Source organism: Deltaproteobacteria bacterium, from assembly GCA_003696105.1.
Classification (GTDB): Bacteria; Myxococcota_A; Polyangia; order Haliangiales; family J016; genus J016.
This window is the reverse complement of sequence record RFGE01000069.1, coordinates 1-16,656: the sequence shown is the minus strand read 5'-3', so window position 1 is coordinate 16,656 and position 16,656 is coordinate 1. Positions and strand designations below refer to the sequence as shown.

Genomic DNA, 16,656 nt, shown 5'->3' with positions numbered 1-16,656 from the left:
GGCGGCCGGGTGCCGCCGGCGGTCACCGACGGCCAGGGCCGGTTCGAAATGAGGCGGCTGCGGCGCGGGCGATATGACCTGTACGTCGAGGCGCCCGGGGACCTCGGTCGCGGGGTGGCCAAGGAGGTGGAGACCGGGTCCGACGTCACGATCCGTCTGGAGGCGCTGGGGACGATCGCGGGCTCGGCGCCGGAGGCCAGCGGGGCGTGCGACGTCGTGATCGCCGGGCCGACGCGACGGACGATCGCCACGGCGGAGCCGGCGTGCGCGTTCCGTGTGGGCCGACTGCTACCGGGCGAGTACACGGTGCGCGTGTCGTCGAACGCCGGCGTGGGCACCGCGTCCGCCACGGTGGCCGCCGGCGAGACGTCGGAGATCGTCGTGCACGCGCAGCCGTGGGCGCGGCTCACCGGCCGCGTCGTCGAGCGCGGCAGCGGTCGGCCGATGGGTGGGCTACGGGTCGCCGCGGTGTCGCAAGACGAGTTCTCCCAGGACCGTCTAGCCACGTACGTCCTGTCCGGCCTGATGCCGGTCACGGCCGACGACGGGCGTTTCACGATCGAGCGCGTCGCGCCCGGCGCGGTGGAGTTGTGGGTGCTCGGCGAGGCGGGAATCCGTGAGCCGCTGCTTCGCCACCGCATCGACGCGGCACCGGGGACGATCACGGACGCCGGCGAGCTGGCCGTCAACCCCAGCGAACCCGTCCGGTAGACCCGCAGGATGGATCCGTGACCGCGCAAGGGCGTGTGGGCAGGCGGGCCGGAGCGTGCCCACGGTGACGGGCGGATGCGCAGGCGCAACGACGCCGTGGCGGCTGGTGCCGCGAGCACACGAAGGGCCATGTCACAGAGCGCGCCGAGGCGGGCAGAGTCAGGTGCGGTCGAAGGCCGGATCGACTGGATCTGCGCGAAGTACTCCCAGATGTGCGCGACGATGCGACGGGCCGTCGCGAGCGAGGTGTTGCCGGCATCGCACGTGACCCGCTCGAGGATCCGGGTGCGGCCGTAGGCGGCGCCCAACTCGTCGATCAGCGCCGGCATGCTGCCCACCTCGTTGGTGTGGCCCCGGATCGCGCGCGGGTGGATGCACACCGGCGCGTCGGACGACACCAGCGCGACGGTGTGCACGCGCGTCAGCGCGTAGGGCTTGCCGCGCTCGGGCACGCACAACTGCGCCTCGGAAAACCGCTGCGCCCATCGTTGCGGCTGGACGGTTCATGTCCCATGCGGTCTCCTTGGCTGACTTGTTTTTTGGACGCATTCACTGAATTCGCGTCCGGTGCCGGGGCTGCCCGCCTCGGCGTTTTTTCTTTGGACCCCAACCATCCCGGCCGCGCGAGTTTTCGGATCTCGGCTCCGCACCCGGTCGCTGGCAAAGCGCCCGGCCCGCGCGGACCGCGTTCGTCTCCGCCAGGATCTGCAGGGTCGCACTGCTGCCCTCCCTCACTGCCTACCCGCGCCCCGGGTCACCGCCTTGCCCCCTCGCCGCCGCAAACATGGTACCGCTGCGCTCGCTGAGCCATCCTGCCGGAGAGCCCGAGCGCGTTGACCTGGCCGTTCGACGGATGTTAGGTTGACAAACGGCGTATTTCTCGCAACGGTCCGCATTTCCGACGGACACGCGCCGGGGGGGCGGCCATTCCCGTTGCGAAAGGAGGCAGACGGGATGTTGAACCGAACCGGTGTGTTCAAGCGGCTTTGGTCTAAGTGGTCCACTCTCGCTGCCGCCGCGGCCCTCCTCCTTGCCCTGGCAGTCGTGTCACATGTCGTCTTCGCGCAAGGCGAGATGATTCCCGCTTCGGCCGCGCTAGCGTATCGCGGCACGCTGGAGCAAGACGGAGTGCCCTTCGAAGGCACTGCGACCGTGACGCTGCGGCTGTTCGCTACGGCCACCATGGAGGACCCACTCTGCGAGACTCAGTCGGCGGTGACCGTGTCCGCGGGACGCTTTTCCCTCGAGTTGCCGGACGCATGCACCGACGTCGTCCGCACGCGCCCCGATGCCTGGGTCGTGGCCACGGTAGACGCAGGCGACGGTCCCCAGCTGTTTCCGCCCCAACGGCTGCATGCCGTGCCATACGCAGTGTCCGCCGCGAACGGCGTACCGATCGGCGGCATTGTCCCCTCGTTTCTCGATCCGGCCACCGATCCTCTCCCGCCGGGCTTCGAGGTCTGCGACGGAACCCCCATCACGAAGGGGCCCCTTGCCGGTCGAAACAAGCCCGACCTCCAGGGTCGCTTCCTGCGGGGCGTGACCGACGGCGAAGGCGTCGGAACCACCGGCGGCGCCGACACCGCCACGACGAGCCGCGAGAGCCACACCCACCGGTGGGGAGCCTTCGCGGTCGACGCCTCTGGTATTACGTATCTCGACGCCTACCTTCAAAACGGCACCGTTCGTCGGCTGCTCGAAAACCAATGGGTTGCCGCGGGCGGAGACTACCGCGCCTTCGTGCATACGGGCCTGCCCGGCTTTCAGCCGACGGTCGGCGACCTTTACTACACCCAACCCGAGGAAGTCGGCGGCGAACAGGGACACGCACACACCGTAGACGTCCGCCCCGCTTACACCCAGGTCGTCTTTCTTTGCAGGGTGTACTGATGGCGAGATCGCCCCTGTCTTGGCTCGCGCTGCTGGCGCTGGCCACCGCCTCGCCATCGATCGGCTGCAGCGGAGACCGGCCTCAATGCGAGGTCGATCCCGCCTTGTTGGACACCGACCGAGCGTGCGTCCGCGACGAGGACTGCCCCTGCGGTAGCGGCTGTTTGTACGGCCGCTGCGAGGCTGCGTGTCGCGCCGACTCCCAGTGCGGCGCCGGCGAGCGTTGCAACACTTTTGGGCAGTGTGTCACGCCCAATGCCGCACCCCAGGTCGCCAATCTCGGCGGAATCCGACTTTCCTCGGACACGCTCGCGCTCGACGCCGACCTCGACACGCGCGCCGTCGCCATCTCCGCTCCCCCCGGAAAGCGGCTGCGCGTCGTCGCCACCGAACCGCTGGAGGTCACCTGCGACGGTGACGGCTTCACCCGCGATTGTTTTCTCGAGGTCGGAGATGACGGACACGCGGTGGTGAAGGCGCGACTCGCTGACGCGGCTGCCTCCGGCACCGGCTCTGTTGCCGTCTACCCGAAACGGGGACGCCCCGCGTTCATCTGGGTCCGCTTCGGCGAGGCTGCGGTGGAATGGGGCCCCCTGCCCTCCGGCGGCCGGTTCGCGGGAACCCTGCGGCTCGAACGCGGTGGCGCTCTCGGGCTACCCGATTCCACGACCCTCGACGGCCTTCCCGCAGTTCCCATCAACGCTGAACTTTACCCGGGCGCCAGCCGCCAGGTCCTGGTGTTCTATGACGGCTTCGGCGTCCTCAACCCCGACCGACGCTGGGTTGCCCGTCTCGAAGGCGACCGCCTCTTTGTCCCGGCGTGGCCGATGCTGCGCTGGGATCGGGCGGGCGCTCCCGAGACCGAAATCGTCGCTGGCTGGTCTAGCCGTCCACTCGAAGTCTCGGCCAATCGGCTCGCCTTCGAGATCGAGCTCTCCCTCGTCGGTGGGACGTCGGCAGCGCCGCTCCTGCGTGGTGTGATCGACCTTCGCCGCGTCGACGGCGCTCCTGCCGGGGAGCCGCCCGCCGTTCCCCCTGGCTATGTGAGCCCGTTTGGCGACGGACGCTGGGAGATCCCGGCACCCGGAAGCTGGGAGGAAGCAGCGGACATCCTATGCGGAACCGGCGGCTGCACTCCTGAGCACGAAGGTTGGTTTGCGTGTGACGAGGACTTGCTGGATCCGCCCCAACCCGATGTCTACTCTCCTCAGGAGAGCGTGGACCTGTCCGGAGCGCCCTTGTGCTCCGCGGGACAGCGGGCCTTCGCCCCCTCTTTGTTCAACACCCTCGACCGCATTGCCAGCGGCGTGGAATTCGCGCCCCGCGACACCATCGCAGAGGCGTGTTGGGCCGATCTCGGGGCGTGGATCGACGGACCGACAGGTAGCAGCAGTCAGTCCCCGCATACGTGTTTGAACCCATTACGCATCGGTGGTCGGTTGGCCGCGCTCACGGACGCCGTACTCGCCGACAGCCCTGACACCGCTCTCCTCGACCGGGCCCACCGGCTGGTCCAGCAATATCTGGAAGTGGTCACCTATACGGTCACGGAGCTCGACCGAGCCCGTCGCTATCAAGCGGCCCTAGCGGCCGATTGTGACGACCGGTGCGTGGATCTCCCCACCCCCGATGAGCTGGCCTCGCGCCCTCTTCGGGCCGTGGACTGGCTCTTCCATCCGCGGGGGCTCCATCTTCTCCAGCGGCTGGCCGAAAGCGAAGCGGACGCGTCGGCGGGACCGTCCTTGGCCTACTCGATCGCTCGTCTGGCCGCACAGCACGTGGTGATGTTGGAGTCCCTCCTGCGCGAACGGCACCGCACCGGTGAGCCCGCGCCCCCCGACGGGCCGCTCGCAAACGCCCTCCGCGATGTGTTGCTCCTCCGCGCCCTGGCCGCGGCCGCGATGGCGTGGGTACCAAAGCCCGTCGACTCCGCAGAGTTCGACGCCATCGACAGCGAGCTGAAGCGATTCGACCGGAGCTACGCCGATGCCCTCGCCCGCCTCGTTGCGATTCGTGAGGGCGCCGACTTCTTCGGTATTGCCCCGGGTCAGGTGCCCCTCTACCTCGATCGCGACGTCGATCAGCCGGAGGCTCGTGCCTTCGCACTGACGAACTACTTGCTCGATCCGGAGGGGCGAAATTGGATCGGACAGGCGGTCGCCGACGCAGCGGCTGCACGGGACGCCGTGCGCGATGCATGGGCTCGGACGCTCATGCTCGATGCCACCGCCGTCGCCACCGCGGCGGACGAAGCGCGCTTCCGGTCCGAAGCCGCACGGTCGTACGGAACGCGGATGCAGGCCCTCTGCCCCGTAGACGACCTCGCCGACGCAGAGCTCGCGGAAGCCGTTGCCACTCAACAGCGATTCCTCGACCCCAACCGCTGCTTTCTCGACACCGAGGACGCTGCGTGCGCTGAGTTCGCCACCCCCAGCCCGCTGTCCGCTCACCTCGTATTGCGCGATGTCTGCATCGCCGCGCGCGCCCGCGCCGCATCCAGCCACGCCGGCGTTCCGGGTTCCGACGACGCCAATGCTTTCCTCGACGCGATGCGCGACGCCCTGGCCCAGGGGGCGCTCGCTCGAGCCGAGCCCGAGGGCGACGGATGGTCCGTCCAGGTAGGTGAGACTCGGTATCTCTTCACCGAAGAGCAACTCGCGAGCCTCGATTTCGGCGTCGACAGCCTGGCCAGCGATCGGGCGTTGAGCGGTTTCGAAGGCTTCAGCCCGAGCAGCCCGGATTCTTCGCCGTCTTCAATCGAAGACCTCGATGGTTTCGGCTGGCTCGCCGATGCACAGCAATTTTGCACGGCCTTGGCCGACGCCGCGGAAGGTGGTGAACCCCCCGTTCAACCCGCCGCCCCCGAAGCTCTCGATCGCGCCGAATGTTACCGCGGCGGTCTCGGCGAAGCCGCGCTTGAGACCCGGGCCGCCCACACGGAGTTCAAGGCCGCCCAGGCGCGTATTGAGGAGCATTACGATCGCTATCGCATCGCCGTCGGCATCTGCACGCTTCAAAGCCAGGCCCGCGAGGCGGTGGCCCGGGAAACCGCCCGCTTCGAGGAATCCGTGGCCGGTCTTCGAAAGAAGATCGCCGGCCTCCGGAGGGCCGCCAACGTATTCGACTTCGTGAGCGGATCGACCGCCAACACAGCAACTTCGTCGAGCTTCGAAGGTGTTTCCAAGAACATCGCCAAAGGCGCGGCCGCCGTGACCGGCGTGGCCGGCCTTGCGTCGGGCGTGCTCGGCATGGTTGCCGACCATTTTCAGGAAGAGCTCGACGAAAAGACCGCGGAGCACGACGCGTTCGTCGAACAGATCGAAGCGGAACGGGATCTCCGCCAGTGTATGGCCGAGGCGAGCCGCGAACTCGTCGGCCTGCGCACCGCGACCCTCGAACTCCAACGCTCGGTGCAGCGCCTGGGTTCCGCCGTCTTGCGCTTCGAAAACTTAAAGCGCGAGCTCCTGAACCTGCAGCGTAGCGTCACCGTCGCGTTGGCCGAGCGCCACGCCGCTGCGCCCTACCGGGGCAGTCTGTGGATCGACTCGTCGGTCGAGTCGTTCGAACGGCGCATGCGGCTTGCGCGTCGCGTGACGTACCTCGCCGCCATCGCTGTCGACTACGAGCGACAGACCTGCAACGCCGACGACTTCCGGGGCCGCATCTTGCGATCCGAGACCCCGGAGGATCTCGAGTCGGTGCGCGCCGACATGCTGGCCTCCGTCGCGAATCGACAGATCGGCAACGGGACCGTAGGCGACGCGTTCATCGTCCTGAGCTTGCGCGACGACATACTGCAGCTAGCCGATCGTCACGATACCGCCCCGGGCGAGCCCAGGCTCGACGCCGTGGCACGTTTGCGAAACTTCCTTCTCGACCCGCGCTTCGCTGTGTACGAAGGCGACCGGTACGCGGGCCAGCTCATTCCTTTCGACCTGGTGCCTCCCACGGAGCCCGTCGAAGGGTACGGCGTCGGCCAGGGATATTTTTCGCAGAACCACTGCGCCGAACGCCTGTGGTCCGTCAACGTTGGCATCGTCGGACGAGAGGGCGTAAGCGGCAATTCCACCCTGGCTCGCCTGGACGTGCTCAAGGCCAACGACTTCAGCAGCCAGTGGTGTCGCCCCGAAGCCGCTTGCACGCCTTCTCCTTTCCAGGTGGCCGGCATCAACCCCGCAGTGAACTTGTTCCTTGATCCGGACCTCCAGCCCGGATTTCTTCAAATGTCGGCGGGCGAGGTGGCGCCGTTTTCTCGCGTCGTACTCACGGGCGTTCGGACGGATGTTTCCCGGGCGGACATGGAGCGCTCCGACTATGCCCAAGGTGCGCAGCGCGGTTTTGCGGGCCGCGGGCTGTTTGGCCAGTACGCCCTGTTCTTCCCGGCAGATGCACTGGCGTTGCAATGCGACGACCAACCCTGCAGCAGTTCGCCCAACGCCTTGGACCTCCAGAAAGTCACCGACATCCTGATCCGTTTCGATTACGTAGCGGGAGTCCGACCGTGAGATGGCAACCGATCCGCTTCTTCGTCTTCTGCCTGTTGAGCGTCCTCTCGCTCGGCAGCGCATGCGGAGGCGGAGGCGCAGGTGCGACTGACGCTGGCACGGACGCCCCTTCCACCCCATCCTGCACGGCGGAGAGGCTCACGGCGTCTTGTCCGCCGCGCCCCTGCGAAGTGGCAGCGGGCTGTACCTCCCAGGGAGAGTGCCTCTACGAGCCCTTCCACTGCGGGGTTCCGGATCAGGTCTGTCCCGTGGAGCAGTGTGTCTCCTCCGACGAAGGAGGCCACATCGTCAATCGATGCGAAGTTGTGGAAAACGCCGAATGTGGCGACGGAGGAACCTGCATTGGATCCCGCTGCGTCCTGCCGAGCGAACAGGGCCTGCACCTCGTGGGCGAGCTCTCCGTCGCGCGGACGGCTGCCACCCAAGGATCCCTGACCCTCGACGCCGAGCTCGGGTTTACTCCCGAGCGCCTTGCCCCCGTTTCTTCGGGGCCTCTCCGTCTTACCGGCGGACTCGCACCTGTGGTGGCGCCCTCGGCGCCCTAGTCCTACTTGATCCCATTTTCGAGGGCCCGCGTGGCGGAGTGCTCGGGAGCCCGCACCGGGACCGGCGAGAGTAATTGTCGCCGATCACCTGGCGCGCGGGACCGTGCCGGCATGTCGAAAGCTACGGGCCGTCAACGCGATTGCGGGATGCGGCCGGACATGAGGCGGGCGAGGAGCCACGGTTTGCGGCGGATGAGGGAGGCGATCGGGGAGGGCTGAGGCGGGTGTGCGCGACGTCGCTCGCCGGGCACCGGCGGCAACGCGATCGGCAGGTCGACGACGGTACCGGGATGCTCCGCCGTGATGACGAGATCGAGAGCGCCGGCGACGGCGGACCGCTGCGTGGCCGCGTCTCCCGGCGGGCCGAGCGGGTGCGCGCCCGGCATCTCGATCCCCACAACCCGCGGTGCGCCGACGGATGCGGTGACGGCGGGACACCACGACAATACGACGGTTGCGACGCCGGCATCCTCGATGGCACGCGCGGCCAGTCCCACGGACCGGCAACAAAACGGTCACACCGGCACCAGTAGCGCGATGTCAACCGATTCCGCGCGCAGGTCGTCGATCATGCGCGGCACGGTGTCGGCGAGAAACGGCGTCGTGTCGAGTTGGTAGCCCTGGAACGAATAGTGCGTGGGCGCAACGTCACCGATTGTGCCGTCGTCCGCGAGTTCGCGCAGCCGTCGCAGGGGCAGCACGCAGTCAAGGTCCGCAAGCGCATACTGCGGATCGATGTGAAGGTGTTGGACGTCGACGCCGGCTTCGGTCGCCGTCGCCGGGATGCGGCGATAGCTCGGGTCGCCCCACCACGGGTCGGCGCGCTCGCGCTCGAGATCGAACGGCGCGTCGCCGGATGCCACGATCGCGGCGCTGGAGATCGCCGCCACCCGGCATGCGGACAGCGGTTTCGCCGGGCGCGTCCACGGGATCGGCCCGGGGCGTTCGCGCTTCATCCACGCGCGCATGACGCGGGCAGAGATCGGGTCCATGAATCGGAACGAGTCGACGGCCACGGGGCGACTGTAGCGCGCGGCCGCCGCGGCCGGGCCCGCTCCGCCGGGATGGAACGAAGCGGGCCGCGGCGCGCCGGCACACGAGGCACGTGAAGTGGCGCGGGCGCTGTCGGATGGCGCGGCCGCGCGGTGCTCGGCCCGCACGCTAGCCGGCGCGTTGCCGGTGCAACAGGTCGAGCTGCGCGAAGGTCGCCGCGACCGCGACGTCGACGCGCAGCACCGCGGGGCCGAGCGAGACGGCGCAGAACCCGCGCGCCTCGAACGTCCGCACTTCTCGATCGGTCCATCCCCCGTCGGGCCCGATCGCGCACACCACGCGGCTGTGCCCGCGCACGATGTCTTCCATCCAACGGTCGGCGCGCGGGTGGAGCAAGACGCGGCGGCGCGGGTCGGGATCGGCGTCGGCGAGCGGGCCGTCGAGCAGCGCCATCAGCCTCGAGTGCACGACGACGTCGGGCACCCAGGTCGTTCCACCCTGTTCGCACCCGGCGCGGACGCTCCGTGCGAGCGCATCGGGCGCGAGCCGCGGCGACTGCAGATAGCTCTTGTCGACGCGCCACGCGTTGACGAGATCGATTCTCCGGACACCGAAGGACGCGGCGGCCTCGAGCGCGCGCGACAGGGACTTGGGGCGCGGCACGGCGAGCACGAGATCGACCGGCGGCGGCTCGGGAGGCGCGCCGATCGCATCGACGGCCAACGCGACGGTATCTCCGGAGACGGCGGTCACGACGGTGGTCGCCAGCGGCCCGCGCGCGATGCCGGCGCGCAGCCGATCGCCGGGCGCGACCCGCAGCACGTCGCGCAGGTGACGCGCTCGACGTCCGCCGACGACGGCACGCCCGTCGACCACCTCGTCGGCATCGAGCAGCAGGAGGTTCACGGGACCCTCACCGCCGGGCCGAAAATCGCCACGATGCGATCCGGCGCCGCGCATCCCTGTCGCGCGAGCCGGTCGCGCACGGCATCGCGCTGGCGCGCGCCCTCGGTCCCGCCGATGAGTTCGGCGAGTCGATACCGCAGCGCAAGCGCATAGATGCCGTAACCCGCCTCGTCGCAACGGTCGATGCCGGCGCGTAGCGCGCGCCGGGCCTCGTCGACGCGGCCGTCGCGGGCCGCCGCGATTCCCCGCCATGCGCGGACAAGTCCCTCGCCGACCGTGTGCCCGAACCGTTTCACCGCACGCACGCCCCGGTGCACGGCCGCGCGGTCGCCCACGCCGAAGCCCGCCTGAACCCACAGTACGCCCCGCTCGGCCGCCAACAGCGGCAACCGCGCGAGCATGGCGCCGCGGAAAGCGCGCTCGGTGGCGTGCAGCCGCTGCCGTGCGGCGGACGCGTCGCCCGCGTACAGCAGCGCGTGGATTCGCGCGGTCGTCGCGATGTGGTGAATCAGCAGATAGGTGTCGGCGGGCCAACCGTCGATCGCCGCGTCGAGGTCGGCGTGCGCTGCCTCCGGTCGGTCGGCGGCCAGATGCGCCCATGTTCCCGGATAGGTCGCGAACAGCGCGCGGGCGTAGCGGTTGCGCCGGTGCTTTGCGGCGTCGACGAACGCGGCGGCACGGCGCGTACCCGTCTCGATGTCGCCGGTGAGGATGGTGTGTACGGCGGAAAAATACGCGGCCGTGATGCGTTCCCACTCGGCGCCGCTGCACTGGTTCGCAAAGAGCGCTTCGGCTTCGCGGAATGCCAGCGCGGCGCGTTGCGGCCGGGCGCCGAACATCGCGATCGCGCCGCGCGCCATGTGTCCGAGGCCCGCCAGATAGGGATCGTGCAACTCTCCGGCGAGCAGCTCGACGCGGGTGGCGAGTCGCTCGGCCCGTGCGGCGTGCCGCCCGCCGAACGACGCGCGGAATACCGCCTCGATCGCGAACGCTCGGCACACGCGGCTCGCTTCGCCGTACCGCAGCGCCGTCGACAGGTGCTGCGCCTGAATTGCGGCGCCGCGAATGTGGTCGATCATGCCCAGTGACGTCGACACCGCATACAGAGTGTCGAGTCGCCCCAGGTCGCGCGCGGCGATGTCGGCGGGGTTGCGTCGCGTGTAGCGATAGCCGCGGGCTGCGATGCGTGCGCGCCGCCACAACAGCGCGGTGAGGGCGCGGCGCCGAGTGCGGGCGATCGTGACGCCGAGGTCCGCCGCGACCCTCTCGAGGGCCGCGAGGCCGTCGGCGACGCGACCGCACCGCAGCAGGTTGTCCGCCGCGCGTCGCGTGTAGTCGGCCGCCGCGTCAGCTGCGCTGGCCTCGGTCGCGCGCGCGAACGCGGCGGCGGCCTCGTCGTAGCGGCCCGCGAGTTCGAGGGCGTCGGCCATGGCGACGAGCACGTCGACGTACTCTCGGCCGTTCGCGGGATACAGGTGGAGAGCTGCGCGATACAGGTCCGCGGCGCGGCTGAATGCGAGCTTGTCGGCAGCGCCGCGGGCGGCGCGCACGAGGTACGCGCGAGCGTGGTCGCGGTCGCCGGCAGCGAGCCAGTGGCGGGCGAGCGCATCGACCGGGGCTCCGTCCGTTCGTTCGAGTGCGATCGCGAGGCGCCGGTGAAGGTCGCGTTGCCTTTCGGGCGACAGGTGGGCGACGATCGTCTCGCGCACCATGTCGTGATAGGCCGTGAGATACGGGTCGCGCCCGTGTTCCGCCACGCGGGCGAGGTGTTCGACGCGAAGCTGACCGACGGCTCGCTCACATTGCTCTGGCGTCAGGTCCACCGCGGCGGCCAGTGTCGACAGCGCGGTAGGTTCGCCAGCTACCGCGATCGCCTCCACGAGCGATCGCGCGCCGTCGGCCAGCCGTGCCATGCGCGCGGCGAGTACCTGCTCGATCGTCGGGGCCGTTGCGGCGGCGTGCGGATCGTCGCGGGCGAAGCGAACGATCTCGGCCAGCAGGAGGGGATTTCCGTCACTGCCTCGTGACAGTTCTCCCGCCAGCCCCGCGGCGTCGGGCCCGAGCAAACGCTCGCACAGCTCGCGCCGCTCGCGTGCGTCGAGTGGCCCTACATCGATTCGGTGCAGCGTCGCGCGGCTCGCGAGCACGTCGAGCATGCGTCCGGCGATCGCGCCGTCGCGGTCCACGTCCTCCGACCGCATCGCCGCGACCAGCAGCACGCCGGGAGCCCCCGGCGGCCGCACGACTTCGTCGAGTAGTTCCGCGCTGTCGTCGTCGGCCCATTGCAGGTCGTCGATGCACACAAGCACCGGCTGCGCGGCCGCAAGCACACCGAACAGCTCGCGCACGGCCGCAAACGCGCGCGCGCGCAGCTCCGTCGGGTTCGCGTCGGTTCCGTTCGGGCGGCCCGCCACGCCGGGGATTCGGCGCAAGACCGGGAACAAGCGCGTCGCCACGCCGATGTCGGCGGGAAGAGATGACACCGCGGCGCGGCCGGCGCACAGCTGTTGGGTCAGGTGGTCGAACACGGGATCGAACGCTTTGAACGGCAGACTCTCTCGCTCGTAGCAGCGGCCGTACAAGGCCAGCGCGCGCTCGTCGCGCATGGCGATCTCGTGCGTGAACCGCCGCAGGAGCGTCGACTTGCCGATGCCGGCCGGCCCGATCAGCGCCGCGGCTACCGGACGGCCGCCACGCGATTCCTGGTACGATGCATGTAGCTCGGCGAGCTCGCGCTCGCGACCGACGAACAGCCCGGTGTCGCCGTGGGTCGTTGCAGCGGTACGGGCGCGATCGCGACGTGCGCCGAACGCGAGCAGGACGTCTCGCGCCGTGGGGCGATCCTCCGGGCGACGCGCCAACAGCGCGGCGCACAGTGCGGTCCACTCTGTCGGCGCACCGGTGACGAAGCGGCGGGGATCGGGCGCGTCGCGCATCTGTTTGGCCGCCAGGATCGCAGCCTTGCGCCCGGTAAACGGAAGGCGGCCGGTCAGCGCGGCGAACAGCACGACGCCGAACGCATACCAGTCGGCGGCAGGCGAGGGTGGGTCCCCAGCTGCCTGTTCGGGCGCCATGTATGCGGGTGTCCCGACGGCGACGCCGCCGGCCGCGTCGTGTGCCCGGTGGGTCAACTCGGCGACGATGCCGAAATCCATGAGGACGACGCGGCCAGCGGGCGTGACGCGAACGTTCGACGGTTTGAGGTCGCGGTGGACCATGCCGGCGGCGTGCAGCGCGTCGAGCGCGCCAGCCAGCTGCACGAATGCATCGCGAAGCCGCGACGCATCCGCGACGTCGCCGAAGGCGACCCGTGGGCGGCGCGCGGTCGGCACCACGGGGACGGGCATGTTCCCGGCGACCGCGTCGGCTCGCGTCGTCCCGAGCGCGACGTTCGTCGCCAGCGTCGCGCCATCGGCAGCGTGCGCTGCTTCGCGGGCGGCGCGCACCCGCGCGGAATCGTAGTCGTCGGGGCGCACGTAGTGGAGGATGTCGCACCCCTCGACGAGTTCCATCGTGAAGAACCACTCGTCGCCGTCCGACGCCAGCTCGTAGTGCGTGACGATGTTCGGGTGGCTGATGTCGGCGAGCGCGCGAAACTCGCGTTTGAAGCGGTACAAACTGGTCGCGTCGATATCGCGCAGCGTCTTGACGGCCACGCGCATGCCGCGCAGCGTGTCGACCGCTTCGTAGACGCGGCCCATACCTCCTTCGCCGAGCTTGCCGACGAGTTCGTACCGAGCGGTCCCCCCAAACGCCACGTATCCCGAGTATATCGGTGAAGCGGCAACGCGGGCCGGCATGCGCGCACCGGCGACGCCAGCCGGGGCGGTTGAGTCGATCCCGGCCCGACTTGTCGCGAAACGGGCACGTACCGGCTATCGGCTTGGGCTGCTCGCTGTTGCGTGACAAAACCAACCCGAATCTGGGCTCAGCCGACGCAGCAACATTGCCGGTGAGCTCGATCCACTTCGCCTCCTCGACGAGATCCGCGGTGCGCATCAACACATCGCGGCGCTCGTTGCCGGCGAGACCGCCTACCTTGCTGTTCGGGGCGACGACGAACTCGGCGCGTTCTTGCAGACCTTGGGGACCGCCTGGCGCGCGGGCGAGGTCCGACCAACCCATCAAAAGACGACTCGGCTTCCGCGGACCTGGAGGACGCGAAAGGACCCATTCGAGAACGTCTGGCCAGTCGTTCGTGAGTGGCTTGAGGCCGCGCCATAGATGGCCGCGACGGACATCCTCGTGCGACTCCGCGTCGAGCACCCAGGACAGTTCCCGGACGAGCAGCTACGGACACTTCAGCGCCGGGTCAGGGAGTGGCGAACTATGAGAGCAAGAACTCTGCTCTTTTCGCCGGAGAACAACGTGGCGTTTCACGGAAGCGACGACCGCCCGAGCCGGGCGCCGTCAACCGCCTCGCGCGGTTGAGTACCATCAAGCCACACGCGATCCATCCTGTGCGCCACAGTCTGTCCCAGCCCCTTCGGAATAGACTCTCACTCGGGGCCCGCATGGGTACGATTCTCCGGAGACGAGCCGGGTGACACCCTCGCGTGAGGCAACGGGACCGGCAAGAGTAATTGTCGCCGATCAGGAAGGCGCACTTCTGGTTAGCAGCGGGTGAAATGAGCGCGCGCTTGTGGATGAAGAACCTCTCCTTGGAGGACACTCGAGGAGCGCGCTCGCTGTCTGGGAGGAAGGAGACTTGTTGATCGAGACGGTCCTGTTCGCCGGGGGGATGTTGACGACGGTTCTCTTGGGCCTGGCCGTCGTGGGGGGCTCATACGCTCTTGCGGACAGGCTTGTCCCGCAGGGCACGAGCGCCCGATTGTGTGGCACAGGCGCACTGAGCCTGTGGGGGCTGTGCGCCCTTTTCTGGGTGCTGGCTCCTCTGGGCATATTCCGGACCTGGGTCGTGCTGCCCCTTCTGGGCGCCTTTTGCCTCTTGGCCGCGCGGAGCGCACCGTCGGGGCTAGGCGAGCGTCTGCAGCGGGACCGCCGCCGGACGGCGAGTGTTTTCCGTGAGGCAGGATGGGCCCTCATACCCCTGGGCTTGGTCGTGCTGGTGGCTTTGGCCATGACGTTCCGAGGTCTGGCGGCCCCTCCCCTGGCGTGGGACGCTCTGACGTACCACCTGGTGCATGCCGGGCGGTTTATTCAGGATGGGGGACTTCTGCGGCACCCGGCTCCCGATGCCTGGAGCTACTACGAGTACTTTCCGCCGTCGGGGGAGATCTTGTTTGCCTGGTCGATGCTCGCAACCCGGAGCGCGGCTTTGGTACCGGGCATGGGGTTTGCCATCTTCGTGTTGCTGCTGGTCGGGGTGTACGCGGCCGCACGAGAGATGGGAGCCCCAATCCGGCGGGCCGTCCTGACCGCCACGGCGGTGGGCTCGTCGCCGTCGTTGCTCTCTCTCGTGACGAGCGCGTACGTCGACCCCTTGGTGGGAGCGACGCTTGCCATCGGGGCGCTGTTTCTCTTCCGTTTCTTCCGAACCCGGGCCGCGTCGGATCTTGCGCTGGGGGCGGCGGCGCTGTCGGTGCTGGCTTCGGCCAAGCACCCCGGTGTGGTTTTCTTTGGCGTCTTCGCCGCGTTCGCCGCTTTCGGAATAGTCGGACGAGGCAAGTCGGTTCGTGAGCTCGCTCGCGTCGCGCTCCCGGCGCTTGCCCTTTCTCTTGTGGGGGCTGCTCATTACGCGAGGACTTGGTGGGAAACGGGCAATCCCTTTTATCCCGTGTCCGTGTCGCTGTTGGGCTTCCCGGGGAACGACGAGTTCGAGCTCTTACAGTCCGCCAAGCTCTTTCCAGGTGCGGTCTTCCCTCCACCAGGGGAACTCATCGCGCGAATGCTCACGGGATCGGCAGCGTCCGGGTGGCCTCACCGAAATCTAGGGCCGGGCGCCGCGGTGTTGGCGGCCATGGCGGCTCTTGGCAGCGTCCGGCTGGCTCGGGAGTCGCGAACTCGGCACGTCCTGTTTCTCCTGGTCGTGCTCGGGCTGAACGTTGCCATGCTCTCCTCTCCTCGGGTGGCCGCGTTGCGGTTGCAATGGTGGGATGTGTCCGGGCGCTACTTGGCGCCGGCGCTCTTGGCGGCGGCGCTCTTGGCGGCGGGATGGAGACGGCCCGTGATTGACGTCCTGCTGGCGGCGGAAAGCGTCGTGTCGGTGGTGTATGCGTTCCCGGTGGGCCTCGGGCCGCTCGGCTGGGCGCAAGCGGGGCTGGTGGCGGCTCTGGTCTTGTTCGTGGTCCTCATCGCGCGTCTTGGCTGGGCGTTGTGGGGGCGGCTCGCAGCGAGTGGGGTTCTCCTGGCTGTGGCGCTCATGTTGGCGGCCGGAGCGCTACATGAGATCCGCCGGTACGCTCGGCTCCCCACCTGGCGAGAAGCCTACAGCGAGCGCACCTTCGACGTGCACCCGCTGCACCCCTGGGCCATGACGGCGTACCCGTTGTGGGAGATGCTCGCGGAAGAGGAGCGACAGAAGGTGGCCGTGACTGCGGGATGGGACGGCATCGGGCACAACTGGTACCTGTTCCCCCTTTTCGGAGACAAGCTGCAGCACGACGTGTCCTACGTTCCGGTGACCCGGAGCGGGGCGATAAAAGACTATCGGGACAAGGCGGCCGTGCTCGAGGATCTCGACCTCGAAGCCTGGTACCGTCGGCTCGCGGCAGGGGGAATCGATCTCGTCGTCGTCCTGCCTCCTCTGGACACCCCAGAGTTGGCCTACATCTCCGCACACCCCGAGAGGTTTCGGCTCGTGGCGGCGGGGGTCGGCGGCCAGGCCCTGGCCTTTCGCATCTTTGGCGACGACGACAGCCCCCGGTCGAGTCGTACCGCTGGGGCGGGTAGATGACGGCGCTGCGAGAAAGTAACTGTTCAGGGCGGCTAAAAGTCCGATCGTTTCGATCGGTTGCGAGATCGAAAAAAATGAGGATCGACGCGGGATCGAAAAGGTGATCTACGTTGTTCGTTGGACGCGGCCGAACGCATCGCGCAGCTCGAAACCGCGGTCGCGGCGAGAGACGCGCAGATCGCCGAGCAGCAGGCGCAGATCGCCGAGCAGCGGGCGCAGATCGCCGAGCTCGAGCGCCAGGTCGCCGCGC

The 16,656-nt window shown here is 68.9% G+C and carries 9 protein-coding genes; 5 read left to right on the top strand and 4 right to left on the bottom strand.

Features of this window, described 5'->3' with window-relative positions; genetic code table 11:
* Positions 1 to 9 precede the first annotated feature (9 nt).
* The 3 genes from D6689_04505 (at position 10) to D6689_04495 (ending at position 7,106) form a co-directional block, all read left to right on the top strand.
* The gene (locus tag D6689_04505) at positions 10 to 711 is read left to right on the top strand and encodes a hypothetical protein (GenBank protein ID RMH43668.1); all 702 of its coding nucleotides are present in this window, start codon (positions 10 to 12) and stop codon (positions 709 to 711) included.
* 972 nt (positions 712 to 1,683) lie between these two features.
* Positions 1,684 to 2,601, top strand: coding sequence for a hypothetical protein (locus D6689_04500; GenBank protein RMH43667.1), 918 nt, complete (start codon positions 1,684 to 1,686; stop codon positions 2,599 to 2,601).
* Positions 2,601 to 7,106: a hypothetical protein gene (locus D6689_04495; GenBank protein RMH43666.1), complete on the top strand. Its 4,506-nt coding sequence runs from the start codon at positions 2,601 to 2,603 to the stop codon at positions 7,104 to 7,106. The genes D6689_04500 and D6689_04495 overlap by 1 nt, the downstream gene beginning before the upstream one ends.
* A 676-nt stretch (positions 7,107 to 7,782) precedes the next feature.
* Here D6689_04495 and D6689_04490 read toward each other — a convergent pair.
* The 4 genes from D6689_04490 to D6689_04475 all read right to left on the bottom strand — a co-directional run bounded on the left by D6689_04490 (position 7,783) and on the right by D6689_04475 (position 13,350).
* Positions 7,783 to 8,148 carry a hypothetical protein gene (locus D6689_04490; protein RMH43665.1) on the bottom strand — a complete coding sequence of 122 codons (366 nt, stop codon included), beginning with the start codon at positions 8,146 to 8,148 and terminating at the stop codon, positions 7,783 to 7,785.
* Between the two features lie 18 nt (positions 8,149 to 8,166).
* Positions 8,167 to 8,667: a hypothetical protein gene (locus tag D6689_04485; protein RMH43664.1), complete on the bottom strand. Its 501-nt coding sequence runs from the start codon at positions 8,665 to 8,667 to the stop codon at positions 8,167 to 8,169.
* 145 nt (positions 8,668 to 8,812) lie between these two features.
* Positions 8,813 to 10,150 carry a 16S rRNA (uracil(1498)-N(3))-methyltransferase gene (locus D6689_04480; GenBank protein ID RMH43669.1) on the bottom strand — a complete coding sequence of 446 codons (1,338 nt, stop codon included), beginning with the start codon at positions 10,148 to 10,150 and terminating at the stop codon, positions 8,813 to 8,815.
* On the bottom strand, positions 9,547 to 13,350 hold the full coding sequence (locus D6689_04475) for a hypothetical protein (GenBank protein ID RMH43663.1): 3,804 nt from the start codon (positions 13,348 to 13,350) through the stop codon (positions 9,547 to 9,549). Before D6689_04475 ends, D6689_04480 begins: the two co-directional genes overlap by 604 nt.
* 908 nt (positions 13,351 to 14,258) lie before the next feature.
* Between D6689_04475 and D6689_04470 the strand changes: the two genes are divergently transcribed.
* On the top strand, positions 14,259 to 16,406 hold the full coding sequence (locus D6689_04470; GenBank protein ID RMH43662.1) for a hypothetical protein: 2,148 nt from the start codon (positions 14,259 to 14,261) through the stop codon (positions 16,404 to 16,406).
* A 117-nt stretch (positions 16,407 to 16,523) separates the two neighbouring features.
* On the top strand, positions 16,524 to 16,656 hold a 133-nt coding region (locus D6689_04465), incomplete at its 3' end, for a Uma2 family endonuclease (GenBank protein ID RMH43661.1).

Excerpts from the sequence above, each read along its gene's own strand:
- D6689_04495 (RMH43666.1), top strand. The coding sequence starts at position 2,601 with ATGGCGAGATCGCCCCTGTCTTGGCTCGCGCTGCTGGCGCTGGCCACC.
- D6689_04480 (RMH43669.1), bottom strand. The coding sequence starts at position 10,150 with ATGGGCGCATCTGGCCGCCGACCGACCGGAGGCAGCGCACGCCGACCT.
- D6689_04475 (RMH43663.1), bottom strand. The coding sequence starts at position 13,350 with ATGCCGGCCCGCGTTGCCGCTTCACCGATATACTCGGGATACGTGGCG.